The organism is Lentzea sp. NPDC058436 (assembly GCF_042721515.1).
Lineage (GTDB): Bacteria > Actinomycetota > Actinomycetes > Mycobacteriales > Pseudonocardiaceae > Lentzea.
On sequence record NZ_JBHXLF010000002.1, the window covers coordinates 296,830 to 315,199 of the forward strand.

17 protein-coding genes and 1 pseudogene are annotated in these 18,370 nt (G+C 69.2%); 14 read left to right on the forward strand and 4 right to left on the reverse strand.

Annotated features, from left to right (window positions below):
- The 8 genes from ACFWN2_RS08815 to ACFWN2_RS08850 all read left to right on the forward strand — a co-directional run bounded on the left by ACFWN2_RS08815 (position 1) and on the right by ACFWN2_RS08850 (position 7,305).
- Positions 1 to 1,572 (forward strand): lysine 5,6-aminomutase subunit alpha, encoded by a 1,572-nt coding sequence (locus ACFWN2_RS08815; protein ID WP_382425972.1) that lies wholly within the window; start codon positions 1 to 3, stop codon positions 1,570 to 1,572.
- Entirely contained in the window at positions 1,565 to 2,317 is a 753-nt protein-coding gene (locus tag ACFWN2_RS08820) for an OAM dimerization domain-containing protein (protein WP_382425974.1), read from the forward strand. Before ACFWN2_RS08815 ends, ACFWN2_RS08820 begins: the two co-directional genes overlap by 8 nt.
- A 26-nt stretch (positions 2,318 to 2,343) precedes the next feature.
- Positions 2,344 to 2,712 (forward strand): hotdog domain-containing protein, encoded by a 369-nt coding sequence (locus tag ACFWN2_RS08825; protein ID WP_382425976.1) that lies wholly within the window; start codon positions 2,344 to 2,346, stop codon positions 2,710 to 2,712.
- Positions 2,713 to 2,780: 68 nt separating this feature from the next.
- On the forward strand, positions 2,781 to 4,193 hold the full coding sequence (locus ACFWN2_RS08830; protein WP_382425977.1) for a DUF4331 domain-containing protein: 1,413 nt from the start codon (positions 2,781 to 2,783) through the stop codon (positions 4,191 to 4,193).
- Positions 4,194 to 4,210: 17 nt separating this feature from the next.
- Complete coding sequence (locus ACFWN2_RS08835) at positions 4,211 to 5,236, forward strand: tetratricopeptide repeat protein (RefSeq protein WP_382425979.1); 1,026 nt, start codon at positions 4,211 to 4,213, stop codon at positions 5,234 to 5,236.
- Positions 5,233 to 6,549 carry a nickel/cobalt transporter gene (locus tag ACFWN2_RS08840; protein ID WP_382425981.1) on the forward strand — a complete coding sequence of 439 codons (1,317 nt, stop codon included), beginning with the start codon at positions 5,233 to 5,235 and terminating at the stop codon, positions 6,547 to 6,549. Before ACFWN2_RS08835 ends, ACFWN2_RS08840 begins: the two co-directional genes overlap by 4 nt.
- Before the next feature lie 15 nt (positions 6,550 to 6,564).
- Positions 6,565 to 6,879, forward strand: coding sequence for a hypothetical protein (locus ACFWN2_RS08845; RefSeq protein ID WP_382425982.1), 315 nt, complete (start codon positions 6,565 to 6,567; stop codon positions 6,877 to 6,879).
- A gap of 75 nt (positions 6,880 to 6,954) precedes the next feature.
- Complete coding sequence (locus tag ACFWN2_RS08850; RefSeq protein WP_382425983.1) at positions 6,955 to 7,305, forward strand: GntR family transcriptional regulator; 351 nt, start codon at positions 6,955 to 6,957, stop codon at positions 7,303 to 7,305.
- A gap of 64 nt (positions 7,306 to 7,369) precedes the next feature.
- Here ACFWN2_RS08850 and ACFWN2_RS08855 read toward each other — a convergent pair whose 3' ends face one another.
- Positions 7,370 to 7,900 (reverse strand): hypothetical protein, encoded by a 531-nt coding sequence (locus ACFWN2_RS08855; RefSeq protein ID WP_382425985.1) that lies wholly within the window; start codon positions 7,898 to 7,900, stop codon positions 7,370 to 7,372.
- Between the two features lie 264 nt (positions 7,901 to 8,164).
- Here ACFWN2_RS08855 and ACFWN2_RS08860 point away from each other — a divergent pair, with 264 nt between their 5' ends.
- From ACFWN2_RS08860 to ACFWN2_RS08885, 6 genes and pseudogenes are all read left to right on the forward strand, one after another.
- On the forward strand, positions 8,165 to 9,328 hold the full coding sequence (locus ACFWN2_RS08860; protein ID WP_382425987.1) for an acyl-CoA dehydrogenase family protein: 1,164 nt from the start codon (positions 8,165 to 8,167) through the stop codon (positions 9,326 to 9,328).
- A complete protein-coding gene (locus ACFWN2_RS08865) occupies positions 9,325 to 11,316 on the forward strand; it encodes an acetate--CoA ligase family protein (RefSeq protein ID WP_382425988.1) in 1,992 nt (663 codons plus the stop codon). Before ACFWN2_RS08860 ends, ACFWN2_RS08865 begins: the two co-directional genes overlap by 4 nt.
- 200 nt (positions 11,317 to 11,516) lie before the next feature.
- Positions 11,517 to 12,533 (forward strand): annotated as a pseudogene (gene rho / locus ACFWN2_RS08870) (transcription termination factor Rho); the annotation flags it as partial.
- Positions 12,534 to 12,544: 11 nt separating this feature from the next.
- Positions 12,545 to 13,669, forward strand: coding sequence for a Glu/Leu/Phe/Val dehydrogenase dimerization domain-containing protein (locus ACFWN2_RS08875; protein WP_382425990.1), 1,125 nt, complete (start codon positions 12,545 to 12,547; stop codon positions 13,667 to 13,669).
- A gap of 43 nt (positions 13,670 to 13,712) precedes the next feature.
- Positions 13,713 to 14,168, forward strand: a complete 456-nt coding sequence (locus ACFWN2_RS08880; RefSeq protein ID WP_382425992.1) for a hypothetical protein — start codon at positions 13,713 to 13,715, stop codon at positions 14,166 to 14,168.
- Between the two features lie 51 nt (positions 14,169 to 14,219).
- Positions 14,220 to 14,690 carry an SRPBCC family protein gene (locus ACFWN2_RS08885; RefSeq protein WP_382425993.1) on the forward strand — a complete coding sequence of 157 codons (471 nt, stop codon included), beginning with the start codon at positions 14,220 to 14,222 and terminating at the stop codon, positions 14,688 to 14,690.
- On the opposite strand, the gene ACFWN2_RS08890 is transcribed toward ACFWN2_RS08885, so the two are convergent.
- The 3 genes from ACFWN2_RS08890 to ACFWN2_RS08900 are packed head-to-tail and all read right to left on the reverse strand — an operon-like array spanning position 14,636 to position 18,370.
- On the reverse strand, positions 14,636 to 15,190 hold the full coding sequence (locus ACFWN2_RS08890) for an EF-hand domain-containing protein (RefSeq protein WP_382425994.1): 555 nt from the start codon (positions 15,188 to 15,190) through the stop codon (positions 14,636 to 14,638). The genes ACFWN2_RS08885 and ACFWN2_RS08890 overlap by 55 nt on opposite strands.
- Positions 15,191 to 15,207: 17 nt before the next feature.
- On the reverse strand, positions 15,208 to 17,601 hold the full coding sequence (locus tag ACFWN2_RS08895) for an ATP-binding cassette domain-containing protein (RefSeq protein ID WP_382425996.1): 2,394 nt from the start codon (positions 17,599 to 17,601) through the stop codon (positions 15,208 to 15,210).
- A 52-nt stretch (positions 17,602 to 17,653) separates the two neighbouring features.
- On the reverse strand, positions 17,654 to 18,370 hold the full coding sequence (locus ACFWN2_RS08900; protein ID WP_382425998.1) for a GNAT family N-acetyltransferase: 717 nt from the start codon (positions 18,368 to 18,370) through the stop codon (positions 17,654 to 17,656).

Consider the following 18,370-nt stretch of genomic DNA (forward strand, 5'->3'; position numbering starts at 1 on the left):
ATGGCGTTGCTCGACCTCGATCCGAACGTGGTCGCCACCGCGCGCAGGCTCGCGGCGCGGGCGGCCGAACCGGTGGTGTCCCTCGCGAAGGCGCACACCACCGTCGCCGTCGAGCGCGCCACACTTCGCCTCGCGGGCATCACCGGCGCGGACTCCACGCACCGCGCCGGTGACGTCCCGTGGGTCAACCGCGTGATCGACACGGTCCGCGAGCAGTGCGGGCTGGAGCACGGCGTGGTGCTGCCGGCGTTCCACGCGTTGAAGCAGCACAACCTGGGGTCACTCACGGAACTCGCCGAGGCCACCGCGGCGGGCCAGGTCCAGTTCACGATCCCGGCCGGCAAGGACCTGACGGCGGCGCGCAAGGCCTCGACCTCGGCCGTCGCGAAAGGACTGAAGACGGTCGACCGCAACCGGGCCCAGCGCGACAAGCTCGTCGCCAAGTGGGGCGACCCGGCGCAGCGCCCGTGGATCTACCTGATCGTCGCGACCGGCGACATCGACGAGGACGTCGTCCAGGCCCAGAACGCGGCCCGCGCGGGCGCCGACATCATCGCGGTGATCCGCTCGACGGGGCAGTCGCTGCTCGACTACGTGCCGGAAGGCGCGACGCACCACGGGTTCGCGGGCACGTACGCCACGCAGGAGAACTTCCGGATCATGCGGGCGGCGCTCGACGACGTGTCGAAGGAGGTCGGCCGGTACGTGCGGCTGACCAACTACGCGTCCGGCCTGTGCATGCCCGAGATCGCCGTGCTGGCAGGACTCCAGCGCCTCGACATGATGCTCAACGACTCGATGTACGGGATCCTCTTCCGCGACATCAACCCGATCCGCACGTTCGTCGACCAGCGCTTCTCCCGCCAGGTCCACGCCCGCGCGGGCATCATCATCAACACCGGCGAGGACAACTACCTCACCACCGCGGACGCCGTCGACGCCGCGCACACCGTCACCGTCTCCCAGTTGCTCAACGAGCACTTCGCCCACGAGGCGGGACTGCCCGACCACCTGCTGGGCCTCGGCCACGCCTTCGAGATCAACCCGAAGGTGCCCGACTCGTTCCGGCTGGAGCTCGCGCACGCGTTGCTGGCGCGGGAGCTCTTCCCCGACGCGCCGCTGAAGTGGATGCCGCCGACCAAGCACATGACCGGCGACGTCTTCGACGGCTACCTGCTGGACGGGTTCTTCAACCTCGCGGGTGTCCTGACAGGACAGTCCATCCTGCTCGTCGGCATGATGACCGAGGCCGTCGTGACGCCTTTCCTGTCGGACCGCGACCTGGCGCTGAAGAACGTCCGGTACGTGCTGAACGCCGCCGGCAGCCTGGCGGAGGACTTCCGCCCCGCGCCGGACGGTCTCATCGTCAAGCGCGCGCACCAGGTGCTCGGCGAGGCCGTCGACCTGCTGGAGCGCGTCGTCGACGACGGTCTGCTCAACGCGATCGCCGACGGCACGTTCGGCCTGATGAAGCGCCCGGCGGACAAGGGCAAGGGCGCCGACGGCGTCGTCGAGAAGGCCGAGACGTACTTCAACCCCGCGAGCGAGATGCTGGAGGCGAGCGATGTCTGACGCCAAGAAGTACGTGCGGCCGTACGGCGACACCACCGGCGACGGCATGATCCAGACGTCGTTCACGCTGCCGGTTCCCTTCGGTCCCAAGGCGGACGGCGCCGCACTGCAGCTCGCGAACAAGATGGGCATGGACCCCGCGATGGTGGTCCACTCGAACCCCATTGGCGACGACTTCACGTTCTTCGTCGTCTACGGCTCGGTGAAGCACCTCGTGGACCTGGACGAGGTCAAGGTCGTCGAACGCGAGTACCCGCTGCTCTCACCGTCCGAAGTGAACAGCGCGCTCAAGAAGGTGTTGCGGCGCAAGCTGGTCGTGGTCGGCGGCTGCATCGGCACGGACGCGCACACGGTCGGCATCGACGCGATCCTGAACATCAAGGGCTTCGCGGGCGAGAAGGGCCTGGAGTACTACCGGGAGCTGAAGGTCGTGAACCTCGGCGCCCAGGTCTCCGTTCCGGAGCTCGTGCGGTCCGCCCGCACCGAGAAGGCGGACGCGGTGCTGATCTCCCAGGTCGTGACCCAGCGGGACGCGCACATCCTGAACACGCAGGAGATGTCGGCGGCGTTCCGCGAGGCGATGGGGGACCGGCGGCCGCTGCTGGTGGCGGGCGGTCCGCGGTTCGACCCGCTGATGGCGGGCGAACTGGGGGTTGATCGGGTTTTCTCCCGGGGTACCACGCCGGGTGAGGTCGCGAGCTACCTGGTGCACGCGATGCAGGCAAAGAGAGGGGTCGCCGCGTGAGCGGGGCTTTGGTCGAAGGTTTCTCGGTGACACACCGCCGTTATGTTCCGCACTCGCACGCGCACTACGGCGGCAACCTGGTCGACGGCGCCTACGGGCTCGGCATGTTCGGGGACGTCGCGACCGAACTGCTGATCCACACGGACTCCGACGAGGGGCTGTTCGCGGGGTACAGCTCCGTGGAGTTCGCGGCGCCGATCCAGGCCGGTGACGTCGTCGAGGCGACGGCGACACTGGTGCGCGTCGGAAAGCGGTCGCGCGAGATCGAGTTCGAGGCGCGCGTCGTGTGCCGTTCGGCGCCCGAACGCGGTCCTTCGGCGGCGGACGTACTGCCTGAGCCGATTGTCGTAACGCGGGCCCGCGGCACGGTCGTCGCGCCGAAAGCCGCCGAATAACCCCAAAAATTAGTCCGAACCGTCTGGCGTCCTGCTTCGAATCCCCGCCGTGGGAAGGGAGCAGGACAATGCCAAGTAGCAACAAACAGCGATTACGCCGGGGTGCGATCGCCGCGGCCGTGGTCGCGGTGGCGGCGGCGATACCGGCGGCGCAGGCCTCCAGTCACCGCGAGGCACCACTGATCGCGGCGGACCCGGCGGTCGACAACACCGACGTGTACGCCTTCACCAGCCCCGACAGACCCGACACCGTCACCCTCGTCGCGAACTGGTTCGGGTTGCAGGAACCCAACGGCGGCCCCAACTACTACCCCTGGGCGACGGACGCGCGGTACGACCTCAACGTCGACTCCGACGGCGACGCCGTGCCGGACAAGACGTTCCGCTTCACGTTCACCACGGACGACCGGCGGGGCAAGGCGAACACCTTCCTCTACAACAACGGGCCGGTCACGTCGATCAACGACGACAACCTGTTGTTCCGCCAGAACTACACGCTCGAACTCATCGAACCGGGCAAGACCACCCAGCTCGTCAAGGGTGGCCGCGCGGCGCCCTCGAACACCGGCCCCGCCTCGTTCCCGAACTTCGGGGCGATCAGGGACCAGGCCACGGCGAAGATCCCCGGTGGCGGCCAGGTCTACGTGGGACCGTCCGAGGACTCGTTCTTCCTGGACCTGCGGGTGTTCGACCTCCTGTACGGCGGCAACCTGAAGGAGGTCAACCAGGACACCCTGATGGGCTACAACGTCAACACCATCGCCATCCAGGTGCCCAAGACGATGCTCGCGCTGAAGGGCGACCCGAAGCGCAACCCGGTGATCGGCGTCTGGAGCGACACCGAGCGCCGCACGCTGAAGCTCGACCCCGGCAAGGCGACCCCGCAGGGCAACTTCGTGCAGGTGTCGAGGCTCGGCAACCCGCTGGTCAACGAGGTGGTGTCGTCCGCGCCGCTCAAGGACGCGTTCAACGGGCTCGAACCCGTCAACGACGCGAAGGTCCAGGCGCTGCTGGACCGGGTGAACGACCCGGAGCTCGCACGGCTGATCCAGGCGATCTACGGCATCCCCGCGCCGAAGACGCCCCGCGCCGACCTCGTCGAGATCTTCCTGACCGGCATCACCACCAAGGCAGGCGGACCGATCAAGGCCGATCTCAACTCGCAGCTGAACAACGCCGACGTGGACCCGAAGAGGTTCCAGCCGTCGGAGATGTTGCGGCTCAACATGTCCACGCCGGTGACGCGCAACCCGAACCGGCTGGGAGTGCTCGGCGGTGACCTCCAGGGGTTCCCGAACGGGCGCAGGCTCAGCGACGACGTCGTGGACATCGAGATCCAGGCCGTGGTCGGAGCGGCGTTGACCGGCAAGCTCGTGCCGGCGCTCGCCAAGGGTGACCGGGTGAACGGCAACGACGTTCGCTTCGGTGACCGCTTCCCGTACGTCGGACTGCCGAGCAACCAGGCGGTCAACTCCCGCTAGACGAGGGTGCCTTCGAAATGTGGAAACCACTTCCGCTGCTGGCTGCCCTTTTAGCCGTCGCCGCCTGCGCTCCCCCGCAGGCGGCGACGCCCGCCGCCACGCAGACCTCCTCCTTGCAGCGCAACGCGGAGTCGTTGCAGGCCAAGCTCCGCAGAACCCCTCAGGACGCGGCCGCCTGGGCCCGGCTCGGGGCCACGCACGTCGAGCTCGCCCGCGTCACGTTCGACCCCCAGCACTACCCCCGCGCCGAGAAGGCGCTCACGGAGTCGTTGCGGCTCAAGCCCGACAGCAACGGCGAGGCGTTCATCGGCCGTGGAGCACTGGCGAACGCCCGCCACGAGTTCGCCGACGCCCGTGACTGGGGACAGCGCGCGGTGACGGCACTGCCGGACTCCGCCGCGGCCCAGGGCGTGCTGGTCGACGCGCTGACGCAGCTCGGCGACGACGCCGGTGCTTCCGTTGCGCTGCAACGCATGCTGGACCTGCGGCCGGGCGTGGCCTCGTTCACCCGCGCCGCCTACCACTTCGAGCTGCACGGCCGTCTGGACGAGGCGCGCGGGGCGATGGAGCGGGCGCTGGAGTCCTCCACCTCGCCCGACGAGGCCGAGTTCTGCCGGCTGCACCTGGACGAACTGGCCGGGCGCGACAGGCCGCTGGAGACCCACCGCGAGCTGGCGTCGAAGACGCCGTCGCCGGAGCACCTCGTCAAGTACGGCAAGGCTCTGGACAAGGCGGGCAAGCCCGCCGAGGCACGTGCGCAGTACGACCTGGCGTTGCGGCAGCTGCGTGCGCTGGGCGGCGACGACCTCACCGCGGCGTTGATCGCGGCGGACCACGGCGACCCCGCCGAGGCGTTGCGGTTCGCGGAGAAGGAGTGGGCGAAGCGGCAGAGCGTCTTCACCGCGGACGCCCTCGCCTGGGCCCTGCACGTCAACAAGCGGTCGGCGGAAGCGCTGCCGTTCTCGGACAAGGCGGTTGCCCTGGGCTGGCGTGATCCCGAGGTCCTGCGGCACCGCGAGGCGATCCTGGGGAGTCTGCGATGAGAGTTCTCCTGCTGGTGCTGTTCGGGATGCTGGTGATGGGCGGGGTGGCGCAGGCCCACCCGTTGAGCAACCTCAGCGTGAACCACTACGACGGGCTGAGGGTGTTCCCCGACCGGATCGAGCTGCGGTCCGTTGTGGACAGCGCGGAGATCCCGACCCTGCAGGACAGGGAGTTCGTCGACCCGCGCAAGCGCTGCGCCGAGCGCGCGAAGTCGTTGAACGCCATGGCCGACGAGCAGGAGATCCGGTTCGAGGTGCGCGACGCGGGCGTCGTGCGCCCGCCGGGGGAGGCCGGCCTGCCCACGATGCGCCTGACGTGCGAGTACACCGCGCTGCTGCCGTCGCGCGGTGAGGTCGAGGTGACGTTCAGCGACTCGTACCTCAAGGACAAGCCCGGCTGGCGCGAGATCACCGTCGTCGGTGTCGACATGGCGGTGTCCGGCGCGCCCGCCGAGTCGGTGAGCAACGAACTGCGCACCTACCCGGACGACCTGCTCTCGTCGCCGTTGGACGTCCGGGCGGTGCGGTTCCTGGCACAACCAGGCGAGGGGTCCGTCGTGACCCCGCCTGGAGCACTGGGTGAAGCCACGAAGGCGGCCGTCGGACTGGTGGGTGATCTCACCCCGGTGGTCGGAATCGGTGCGGTCCTGCTGTCTCTGGTGCTGGGGGCGTCGCACGCGGCGCTGCCCGGCCACGGCAAGACCGTGATGGCCGCCTACCTGGCGGGTTCGCGAGGAACCCGCCGCGACGCATTCCTCGTGGGAGCCACGGTCACCATCACCCACACGGCGGGGGTCCTGGTGCTGGGGTTGCTGCTCAGCGCGTCCAGCGCGATCGCGGGCGAGTCGGTGTTGCGCTGGCTCGGCATCGCGAGCGGCCTGCTGGTCGCGGTGATCGGAGGAGTGCTGCTCCGCTCGGCGGTGCGGTCCCGTGGTCGTACGCGGCACGACCACGGACATGGTCATGGGCACGGTCATGGACACGGCCACGGTCATGGTCATGGGCACCGCCGGGCGGGGCTCGTCGGAATGGGGGTGGCGGGCGGCCTGGTGCCGTCCCCCTCCGCCCTGGTGGTGCTGCTGGGCGCCATCGCGCTCGGCCGCACCTGGTTCGGCGTGGTGCTGGTGCTCGCCTACGGCCTCGGCATGGCGGCGACGCTGACCGCCGCCGGCCTGCTGCTCGTCTCGCTGCGGGACCGCTTCGGGCCACGTCTGGCCCGGTTCCGCAGGTTCACGGACTTCACGCCGCTCGGCACCGCGGCGCTGGTGATGCTCGTCGGAGTCGGTCTGGCCACGCGTGCGCTGGCCGGTTGATCAAGGAGAAGGAACATGAAGAAGCTCATCGTGCTGGCCGCCACCGCTCTGGCCCTGGCCGCGTGCAGCACCACCGAAGGCACCCCCACCGCCCAGTTCGACGACGAACGACAGGCGGACATCTCCTGCATGAAGCACCAGGAGCAGACACCGGGGGAGGCGTACTTCGACGAGGGCAACTGGGACACCGTCGTCTCGCTCTCGATCCTGCGCTACTACACCTCGAACGGCGCGAAGCCGTACTGCGACGGCAAAACCGCCACCGACGCCGACCAGGGCTGGCGCAGGCTCTACGTGCAGATGGGAGCCGAGAAGAACAACCTGCGCTGAATCCGACCGCAACCTCAGCCCCGTTCTCCCGTTGGTCAATACAGAAGTAGCTACATGTCGGGGAGGACGGGCGCAGTGAAGATCGACCACCAGGGTGAGACGCCTCCGTACGAGCAGGTGCGAGTGCACTACGCGCACGCCATCTCGAACCGGGAACTGCCGGTGGGCGCGAAGCTGCCCACGGTGCGTGCCCTGGCGAAAGACCTGGGCCTGGCGGTGAACACGGTGGCACGCGCCTACCGCGAGCTGGAGGAGGCCGGCCTCGTCGAGACCAGGGGCAGGGCCGGCACCGTGGTCAGCGCCAACGGCGACAGCAACCGCGAGCGGGTGCGGGCGGCGGCGGCCCAGTACGCGACGATGTCCGCGGAACTGGGCCTCTCGTCGCAGGAGGCCATGGAGATCGTGCGGGCGGCGCTGCGGCCGTAGTCACTCTTCCGGGTGGAATGCGGTTTCTTGAACCGGGACGTTCCACAATGGTCGTGTTCCGGGTCTACAGCGGCAACAGGTCCTGGGCGAGGCGGTTCGTGATCTCCCGCGCGCCGTCCTCTTCCCCGGCCATGGGGAATCCGCCGTTCTGGAACGCCCAGTTCAGGTAGGAGACGAACGGGATCGTGGTCTCCTCCCATCGGAACAGACCGTCGGCGCGGCCGTCGGGCAGGACGATTCCGTAGGGACCGCCGCCGCTGACGTTCTCCTTGTGGAGGCGGTCCGGCGCGAGCGGGAGCACGAACGGCCCGAGGCGCTCCTCCAGCCAGGCTGCGTGCGCGGCCGCCCCGGTGGTGGGAGGGGTGTGCGGACGGGTGGGGGTCCGCTCGTCGTCGTTGCGGTGGAACAGGAAACCCTCGCCGCGCAGCCGTTCGACGATCAGCTCGACGTTGTGCCTCGCCCGGCGGGCCATCTCGTCGCACACAGCTTGCGCCTCGTCGAGCCGGCCGGACTCCCGCACGTCGCCGATCTCGGCCAGTTCGTGCCACACCAGGTCTCGCTGCCCGTCCCGGTACCGCGTGAGCCAGTCGGTCATGCCGTGATGATCTCCCATCGGGCGTCGGCGATCGTGCGCGGGTGGTCACTGCTCCAGGGGCCCGTCGGCGGCCGAACGGACGTGTCAACCCACCGATCGGCGATCGGCGGTCAACTCCCCGTGGGCCTTCGGCGACACAGCGGGTACAACCCCGGCGACCAGCGCATATGTCACCCGTTCGCGCTCTTCTTTCGTCTCCCGGCGGAGCTAGGCTGCCTCCTGTACCGAGAATAACTGACTCGTCAGTCAATTTAGGAGTGCGCGATGGGGCGGACCGTCCGCGACGGCCTGCGGCTCACGGCGGAACAGCAGCAGTTCGTCGAGCTCGCCAGGAAGTTCGCGGCGGAGGAGATCCGCCCGCGCGCCCGTGCCGTCGACGAGGCGGACACCGAGTCGCCGCTCGACCTGTGGGAGAAGGCGGCGGCGGTCGGACTGACCTCGTTCATGCTTCCGTCGTCGGCCGGTGGTGGGGGTGCGGACCTGCTGACCCAGGTGCTGATCCAGCAGGAGCTGTGCCACGGGGACATCGGCATCGGCAACCTGATCACGTCCAACGGGTTCTTCAGCGCGCCGATCGAGCACCTCGGCACGTCCGAGCAGCAGGAGCGGTTCCTCGCGCCGCTCACCACCGAACGGCCGCCGATCACCGCCGTCGCCGTGACGGAGCCCGGCAGCGGGTCGGACGCGGCGAGCATCCGGACGTCGGCACACCTCGACGGCGACGAGTACGTCCTCAAAGGACAGAAGACCTGGATCTCCAACGCCCCGTACGCCGAGCTGTTCGTGATCTTCGCGACGGTGGATCCCGCGCTGAGGTCGCGTGGTGTCACGGCTTTCGTCGTGCCGCGGGACGCGCCGGGACTTCGGGTCGGGCCGCCGTTCAGGAAGATGGGGCAGCGGGCGATCGTCAACGCCGAGGTGTTCCTCGACGACGTGCGCGTGCCCGTGCGGAACCGGCTGGGTGAGGAGGGGCAGGGGTTCGCCGGACTGATGCGGACGTTCGACGCGTCGCGGATCCTCATCGGCGCGGCCACGACGGGACTGGCCCGTGCCGCGCTGGACTTCGCCACGGCGTACGCGGCGGAGCGCGAGCAGTTCGGGGTGCCGATCAACCGGCACCAGGCCGTGGCGTTCCGGCTCGCGGACATGGCGACCCGCGTCGACACCTCGCACCTGCTGACGGTGCGCGCGGCGACGTTGTACGACGAAGGGCTCGCCGTCGGGCAGGAGGCGGCGATGGCGAAGCTCGTCGGGTCCGAGAACGCCATGTGGTGCACGCACGCGGCCGTGCAGACGTTGGGGGGCTACGGATACTCCCGCGACTACCCCGTCGAGCGGTGGATGCGGGACGCGAAACTGGAGGAGATCGAGGAAGGCACGTCGGACATCCAGCGACTCGTCATCTCCAGAGGCCTGGGTGCGAGATGATCTTCTCCGATCCCGCGTCCGTCGCCGTGGTGGGCGCCAGCGACGACCCGGCCAAGTGGGGCCACTGGCTCGCTCGCGGTGCCCTCATCGGCCATGACCGCCGGGCCGTGCACCTGGTGAACCGGGGCGGCAAGGCCGTGCTGGGACGGCCCACGGTGCGCTCACTGTCCGAACTGGACGAAGCTCCCGAGCTGGTCGTTCTCGCCGTGCCGGCCGCACACGTGCCGGCTGTCGTGGACGAGGCACTGGCCGTCGGTGTGCGCGGGTTCGTCGGCATCACCGCCGGGATCGACGAGGGCGTGATCCGCCGGATCCGAGAGGCGGGCGCCCGGTTGCTCGGGCCGAACTGCCTGGGCGTGTTCGACGCGGCGACGTCGCTGCACCTCGCGTGGGGCCGGTTCCAGGCCGGTTCGCTGGGCGTGGTGTCGCAGAGCGGGCAGGTCGGTCTGGAGATCGCGGGGCTCGCGGCGTCGTCGGGCATCGGCGTCTCGCGGTTCGTGTCGGTGGGCAACCAGGCCGACGTGACGGCGACGGAAGCGTTGCTGGAGCTCGTTTCCCACGACCTGACCACCGTCGTGGGCGTCTACCTGGAGAGCTTCGGACCCGGCATCGTGGCGGCCATGTCGGAACTGCGCGCGGCCGGCAAACCCGTGGTGCTGCTGACCGTCGGTTCGTCCGTCGCGGCCCAGGAAGCCGCCCTGACGCACACCGGCGCCCTGACGTCCTCTTTGGACGTCGTCGACGCGGCCTGCCGGAGGGCGGGTGCGATCCGAGTCCTGACGCCCGCCGCCCTGGTCGACCTCGCGGCCGTGCTGACGTCCGGGGTGCCGCGCGGACGCAGGGTCGGCGTCATCTCCGACTCGGGTGGTCAGGGCGCGATCGCGGCAGATCTGGCCGTGGCGAACGGATTGGCTGTTCCCGAACTGTCCGCTGTGGATGGTCTGCCCGCCGGTGCGTCGAAGCGGAACCCGATCGACCTCGCGGGAGCGGGGGAGCAGGACATGACGAACTACGCCCGCGCGATCGAAGTCCTGGTGCGCGGAGGCGAGGTCGACTCCGTCGTGCTGTCCGGCTACTTCGGCAGCTACGGGGAGGACACACCGTCACTGGAGTCGCTGGAGGTGACCGTCGCCAACGAGATCTGTTCGCTGGCACGAAGACCCGGCGTCACCGTCGTCGTGCACAGCATGCGCGACGACTCCGCCGCGGTACGAGAACTACGGGCGGGCGGCGTGCCCGTGCACCACACGATCGAACGCGCGGTGGCCTCCCTGGGCCACGCGAGCCGGCTCACCGCGAACTCGCCGCAGATCACCCCGCGCGACACGACGACCAGCGCGTTCCAACCGGGCTACCTCGCCGCCCGCGAACTCCTGAACTTCGTGCGCTTCCCACGAGCCCACGCCGTCACCACGACCGCGGATGTCGAAACGACCACCCTGACGGGCCCGTTCGCGCTCAAGGCCGACTGGCTGACGCACAAGAGCGAGCACGACGCCGTGAAGATCAACCTCACGGACCCCGCGGCGGCGTTCGAGGAGATGAGGGCACGCCTCGGCCCCGGCACGTACGTCCTCGAAGAGATGGACACGCGCGAGCACACCGTCGAACTGATCGTCGGCGCCAGGCGCGACGACTCGTTCGGCCCGGTGGTGCTGGTGGGTGCGGGCGGCATCCACGCGGAACTGTTCCGGGACACCGTCGTCGAGCTGGCCCCCGTCACCGCCGCGACCGCGCGCGACATGCTGGCACGCCTCGCCTCCGCCCCGCTCCTGGAGGGCTGGCGAGGTGCCCCCGCACCCGACGTCGCAGCGCTGGCCGAGGTGGTCGCACGGGTCTCGGAGACGCTGGCGGCGAGGCCGGACCTGGCCGAGATCGAGCTGAACCCCGTGCGCGTGGGCCCCGACGGGGTCCTGGCCGTCGACGCGGTGGTCGTGTCCGGAATAACAAGCGCGCCGTTGACGTTGTCTGCTACAGTCCGTTTGTAACCGGCGGTGCGCCCAGGGCGCACGTAAGTTCCGATCCAGCTGCTGGACCATCCGAGATCCGCAGCGAACACCCGTCAGTTTCCCCAAGACCGGCGGACTCCAGATCAGCGCTCTCCTCCGGCACGGCCCACGGCCTGTGCGCGGAGTCGACGAGGCGCATCTCAAGCAACCCTCCTGAAAGGACAGACCCGATGCAGATCGGTCTACTCGACATACGCAACAACAAGGCATTTCTCGTTGACGGGCCTCAGGTTCCGCAGAGTCTCGTCAGGCAGTACGACCTGCGGCGCGGCGACCGGATCACCGGTGAGGCCGAGAACGACAGGCTCGTCAGCGTCGACACGGTGAACGGGCGCAAGCCGCACCAGCGGCCCAAGTTCGAGGAACTGACGCCGCTCTACCCCAACGAACGACTGCGGCTGGAGCACGACCCGGACGAGCTGACGAGCCGGGCGATCGACCTCGTCATGCCGGTCGGCAAGGGGCAGCGGGCGCTCGTCGTCGCGCCGCCCAAGGCCGGCAAGACCATTGTGCTGCAACAGATCGCGCAGGCGATCGCCAAGAACAGCCCCGAGGTCCAGCTCATCGTCGCGCTCGTCGGCGAACGGCCGGAGGAGGTGACCGACATGCGAACCACCATTCCCGGCGAGATGTTCACCTCGACGTTCGACGAGCACCCCAACGAGCACATCCGGGTCGCCGAACTCGCTGTGGAAAGGGCCAAGCGGCTCGTCGAGGACGGGCAGGACGTGGTGATCCTGCTCGACTCGCTGACCAGGCTCGGGCGCGCCTACAACCTCGCGCAGCCCAACGGCGGGCGCATCCTCAGCGGTGGCATCGACGCGAGGGCGTTGACGCCGCCGAAGCAGTTCCTCGGAGCCGCGCGCAACATCGAGGACGGTGGCAGCCTCACGATCTTCGCCACGGCGCTCGTGGAGACCGGGTCGCTGGCTGACACGGCGATCTTCGAGGAGCTCAAGAGCACCGGCAACGCCGAGCTGAAGCTCGACCGCAAGGCGGCGCAGCGGCGGATCTACCCCGCGATCGACCTCCAGCAGTCCAGCACCCGCAAGGCGGAACTGCTGGTGTCGCAACAGGAAATGGCCATCACGGACGCGTTGCGCCGGGCCATGGCCGACAGGGACGTCGACGTGCTGGTCGACGGGCTGCGCAAGACCCAGAGCAACGCCGAGTTCCTCCTCCAGATGTCGAGGTGATTGACTGACGGATGAGCTTTCTCCAGGTCACGTGGACCGATCCGGCCACGGGAGCGCGCGGTTTTCTCGTCATCGACCGGCTGGTGCGCGGGGTGAGCAGCGGGGGACTGCGGATGCGCGCCGGCTGCACGCTCGACGAGGTCCGCGGACTGGCCGAGGGCATGACCGCCAAGGAAGCCCTCAACTACGACCCCGACGCGCGGTACGTGCCGCTGGGCGGCGCCAAGGGCGGCATCGACTTCGACCCCTACGACCCGCGTGCAAAACAGGTTCTCACGGCCTACCTGTACGCCATGTCGCCCTACATCGAACGGTTCTGGACGATGGGGGAGGACCTGGGGCTGCGGCAGTCCACCATCGACGAGGCCATCGCGGAGATCGGCCTCCAGTCGTCCATCCAGGCCGTCTACCCGCTCCTGGACGACGAGCACAAAGCCCGCGAACGCCTCGCGGAAGCCTTCAGGACCACGGTCGACAGCATCAGCCTCGACGAACTGGTCGGCGGCTACGGCGTCGCGCAGGCCGCGTTGGCAGGGATCGAGCACCTGCGACTCCACAACCCCACCGCGTTCGTGCAGGGGTTCGGCTCGATGGGCGGCGCCACCGCCAGGTACCTCGCGAAAGCCGGAGTCAGGATCGTCGGACTCGCGGACGTCCATGGCGTCGTCGCCAACCCCGACGGACTGGACGTGGAAACCCTTTTGAAAACAAGAGATTCGCACGGCGGCATCGACCGCACGAAGCTGAGGCCGCAAGATCAGGAACTCGACGGCGGCATGTGGCTCGACGTCCAGGCAGACGTCCTGGTGCCCGCCGCCACGAGCTACGCGATCAACTCCGGGAACGCGAGCAGGGTCGCGGCGAAGCTGGTCGTCGAGGCCGCCAACATGCCCATCACCGCTGACGCGCGCCTCAACTCGCTGGTGATCCCGGACGTCATCGCCAACTCCGCCACGAACTCCTGGTGGTGGTGGACCCTGTTCGGCGATGTCGAACCCACCGCGGAGTCGGCGTTCGCGAAGATCAGCACGACCATGCGCCGGCTCGTCGCGCAGGTCGTCGACCAGCCCTCACCACGTGAGGCGGCACGAGAACTCGCCGCCGCCGCGCTGAAGGAGATCGACGCGCGGTTCTAGGCGTGTCCGCGACGTACAGTGGCGGTGAGGGGGAGGGGACAGGGTGTTCGGTTGGAAGAGGAAGCTCAACGGTCTCAACGGTCTGAGTGATCTGATGTCGCAGATCAGGCCCGACCTGAGTCGGGAATCGCTTGGTGTCGGGCCCGACTTCCCGGGCGTCGCCCCGAACCCGGCCCTGAGCAGTGATGCGCAGAAGCGCAACGCGGAACTGCGCACAGGGGTGCTCGCGCTCGGCGTTCTCGTCGGCTGGCGGGAGCTCAACAGCAATCCGCGCGTGGTCCTGATGTTCGACGTGGAGACCGCCGACGGCACGTCGTTCCGCGGTGTCGCGGACGAAGACCTCACGATCACCGAGCTCACCCGGCTCACCCTGGGACAGACGTTGCCCGTGCGCTACCGGCCGGCCGTCATGGACCACTACGTCGCCCTCGCCCGGGACGCGGATCCCGCCCGTGTGCGGCAGCTCTTCGACGAGATCGCGAGCCGCAGGCGGACCTGACCCGAAGCAATCGCATGGAATCAGGTTCTGCCGGACACCTAGAATCGGCTCATGCCAGGCCTGCAGACCACCAGCACGATCGCGGCCCCTCCCGAACGGGTCTGGGCGGTGGTCGCCGACGTCGAACGCTGGCCGGAGCGGATCCCGACCGTCGACTCGGCCGAACGCCTCGACGCCGGACCGCTGGCCGTCGGAGCGAGGACGAAGCTCAAGCAGCCCAAGCTGTCCGAGGCGGTGTGGACGGTCACGGAGCTGACCGAGGGCGTGTCCTACACCTGGGAGTCGAAGTCGCCCGGCGTCACCGTCGTCGCCACGCACCTCGTCGAGCCCCACGGGCAAGGCACGAAGCTCACCCTGTCGCTGACCGTCAAGGGGCCGTTGGCGGGCCTCGGCTGGCTGCTCACCAGGAAGATGACGCAGCGGTACGTCGAGACCGAGGCCGCCTCGATCAAAAAGGCCGCCGAGGGCTACAGCGGTCCGAGGAGCCAGGCGCCGGGCCCGTCCGCGTCCTCCGAGAAGTAGTACGCCCGCAACGCGGACAGCAGGTCCTCGGTCCCGATCAGACCGTCACCGTCGTGGTCGAGCCGGGCGTGCGCGGCCCGTGCGTCCGCCTCGGACACGTTCATCAACGCGCGCGACCACAGGACGTGCTCCTCGATGCCGAGGAAGCCGTCGCCGTCGTGATCGGCGACGGCCAGCAGCGCGTCCAGGTACGGCACGTAGACGTCGTCGAACGCTTCGGGACGGCCCAGCAGCCCGCGCACGAACGCGGACTTGTACTCCGCCAGGCTGATCCGCTCGTCGTCGTTGGTGTCGGTCATGGCGGCGAGGTGGCCCCACACGCTCAGCAGCTGCTCGTGGAACCGCTCGGCGGGCACGTCGTCGGCGGTGAGACCGAAGGCCTCGGTCAGCCGAGCGCTCGCCAGGTCGAAGTCCGAGCGCTCGACGAACCCGTCCTGGTCGCTGTCGTAGGTCGAGAACCTGCGACTGAGCCTGCGGTCCAGGAACGGCGTGATTTTCATACCCCCTTGTTACCCGCTCACCGCTTCTTGCGACGCGCCGGGGCGCCCACGTAGTCCGCGAGGTGCTCGCCGGTCAGCGTGGTGCGGCCGGCGACGAGGTCGGCGGGCGTGCCCTCGAACACGACCTTGCCGCCGTCGTGGCCTGCGCCGGGACCGAGGTCGATGATCCAGTCCGCGTGCGCCATCACGGCCTGGTGGTGCTCGATCACGATCACCGACTTGCCCGACTCGACCAGGCGGTCCATCAGCGCGAGGAGCTGTTCGACGTCCGCGAGGTGCAGGCCGGTCGTGGGTTCGTCCAGGACGTAGACGCCGCCCTTGTCCGCCATGTGCGTGGCCAGCTTGAGGCGCTGCCGCTCACCGCCGGACAGGGTCGTCAGGGGCTGGCCGAGGGACAGGTAGCCGAGGCCGACGTCCCGCAGGCGCTCCAGGATCGCGTGCGCGGCAGGCGTACGGGCCTCGCCGGAGCCGAAGAACTCGACGGCCTCGGCGACGGGCATCGCGAGCACCTCGGAGATGTCGCGGCCGCCGAACTTGAACTCCAGCACCGCCTGGTCGAACCGCTTGCCCTCGCAGACGTCGCACGGGGACTCGATCGTCGCCATGATGCCGAGGTCGGTGAACACGACGCCGGCGCCGTTGCAGTTCGGGCAGGCGCCCTCGGAGTTCGCGCTGAACAGCGCGGGCTTCACGCCGTTGGCCTTGGCGAACGCCTTGCGGATCGGCTCCAGCAGCCCGGTGTAGGTCGCGGGGTTGGAGCGCCGCGACCCCTTGATCGGCGTCTGGTCGACCACGATCGCACCCGAGTCGCGCGGCAGCGACTGGTGGATCAGCGAGCTCTTGCCCGACCCCGCCACGCCCGTGACGACGGTCAGCACACCAAGAGGGACGTCCACGTCGACGTCGCGCAGGTTGTTCGCGGACGCGCCCCGGATCTCCAGGACGCCGGTCTTCTCGCGCACCATCTCCTTCAGCGACGCGCGGTCGTCGAGGTGCCGGCCGGTCACCGTGTCCGACTTGCGCAGCCCCTCCAGCGAGCCCTCGAAGCAGATCGTGCCGCCGTTTCGCCCTGCACCGGGCCCGAGGTCGACGATGTGGTCGGCGATCGCGATCGTCTCGGGCTTGTGCTCGACGACCAGGACGGTGTTCCCCTTGTCCCGCAGGCGGAGCAGCAGGTTGTTCATCCGCTCGATGTCGTGCGGGTGCAGGCCGATCGTCGGCTCGTCGAACACGTACGTCACGTCGGTCAGCGCCGAACCGAGGTGCCGGATCATCTTGACGCGCTGCGCCTCACCGCCGGACAGCGTGCCGGCTGGCCGGTTCAGCGACAGGTAGCCGAGGCCGATCTCCACGAACGAGTCCAGCGTGTGCGCGAGCTTGTCGATCAGCGGCGCGACGGACTTGTCCTTCACCCCGCGGATCCACTCCGCCAGGTCGGTGATCTGCATGTCGCACAGGTCGGCGATCGACACGCCCTTGATCTTGGACGACCGCGCCGCCTCGGTCAGCCGGGTGCCGTCGCAGTCCGGGCACGTGCCGAACGTCGCCGCGCGGTCCACGAACGCCCTGATGTGCGGCTGCAGGGCCTCGCGGTCCTTGGACAGCATGGACTTCTGCAGCTTCGGGATCAGGCCCTCGTAGGTCAGGTTGATGCCGTTGACCTTGATCTTGATCGGGTCCCGGTAGAGGAAGTCGTGCAGTTCCTTCTTGGTGTACTTGCGGATCGGCTTGGCAGGGTCGATGAAACCGGACTGCGTGAACGTCTGCACGGTCCACTGGTTGTCGACGTTGTAGCCGGGCACCTTGATCGCGCCCTCGATGATCGACTTCGACTCGTCGTAGACCTCGGTCAGGTCGATGTCGGACACCTGGCCGCGGCCCTCGCAGCGCGGGCACATGCCGCCCGTGATGGAGAACTCGCGGCGCTCCTTGACCTTCTGGCCTGCCTTCTCGATCGTCACGGCACCCGCGCCGGAGATCGAGGCGACGTTGAACGAGAACGCCTGCGGGCCGCCGACGTGCGGCGTGCCGAGGCGGCTGAACAGGATGCGCAGCATCGCGTTCACGTCGGTCGCGGTGCCGACGGTCGAGCGCGGGTCGGCGCCCATCCGCTGCTGGTCGACCAGGATCGCCGTGGTGATGCCCTCCAGCAGGTACACCTCGGGACGCGGCAGCGTCGGCATGAAGCCCTGGATGAACGCGCTGTAGGTCTCGTTGATCAGCCGCTGGGACTCCGCGGCGATCGTGCCGAACACCAGCGAGCTCTTGCCGGACCCCGAGACGCCGGTGAAGACCGTCAGGCGGCGCTTCGGGATCTCGACGTCGACGTCGCGCAGGTTGTTGACCCGCGCGCCCTGCACGCGGATCAGGTCGTGGGTGTCGGCATCGTGCGCCGCCGCTGTCCTGGTCATGGCGCAAAACTAACTCGGGGACCGCGCTCCTGCCTTCTTGATTCCTGATTACCTACGCGCGGATTCGGTAGTGGTAGGTGCAGACCTCGCGGAACCCCGTGCGTTCGTACAGCCGGAACGCCGTGGTGTTCGCCTTCTCCATCTGCAGGTACATGTGGTTCGCCTCGCGCGCGGCCGCCCACGAGGCCAGTGCAGCGAGCACGGACCGTGCGGCGCCCTGACCGCGTGCGTGCGGGAGCGTCGCCATGCCGAACACCCCGGCCCACCCCTCCTCGGCCACGGCGCGGCCCACGGCCACCACCTGACCGTCCACCTCGGCGTACGCGTAGGCGGACGGGTGCTCGACGCGGCTGAGCAGGTCGCGTTCGGCGCTCACGTCCCGCGTCGTCACCGCCTGCCAGGCCGCCAGCCACTCGTCGGTCGCCCGGACCGTCACCTCGCCCGCGTCGGCGTGCGACTGGCGCAGCACGTCGGCGGTCGAGGCGATCTGCAGGGACATGTCGTGACCCCTCGCGTAGCCCCGGTCACCCAGCGTCCGGTCGAGGTCGTCCGCGCACACGCCCGGCGTGATCTGGAACCGCGCCCCTGACCCTCGTTCGGCGCAGAACTCCTCAGCCAGGTCCACCCTGTCCTCGCGGTCGTGCGGCAGCACCGCGCTCACCCACCAGGCGTCACCGGGGGAGTGCCGCAGCCACCAGCCGCCCGCCTCCTCGACGTGCGCGGCCGGCTGAGCCCGTGCCGCGTACTCCTGCAGCGTCTTGAGCAGCAC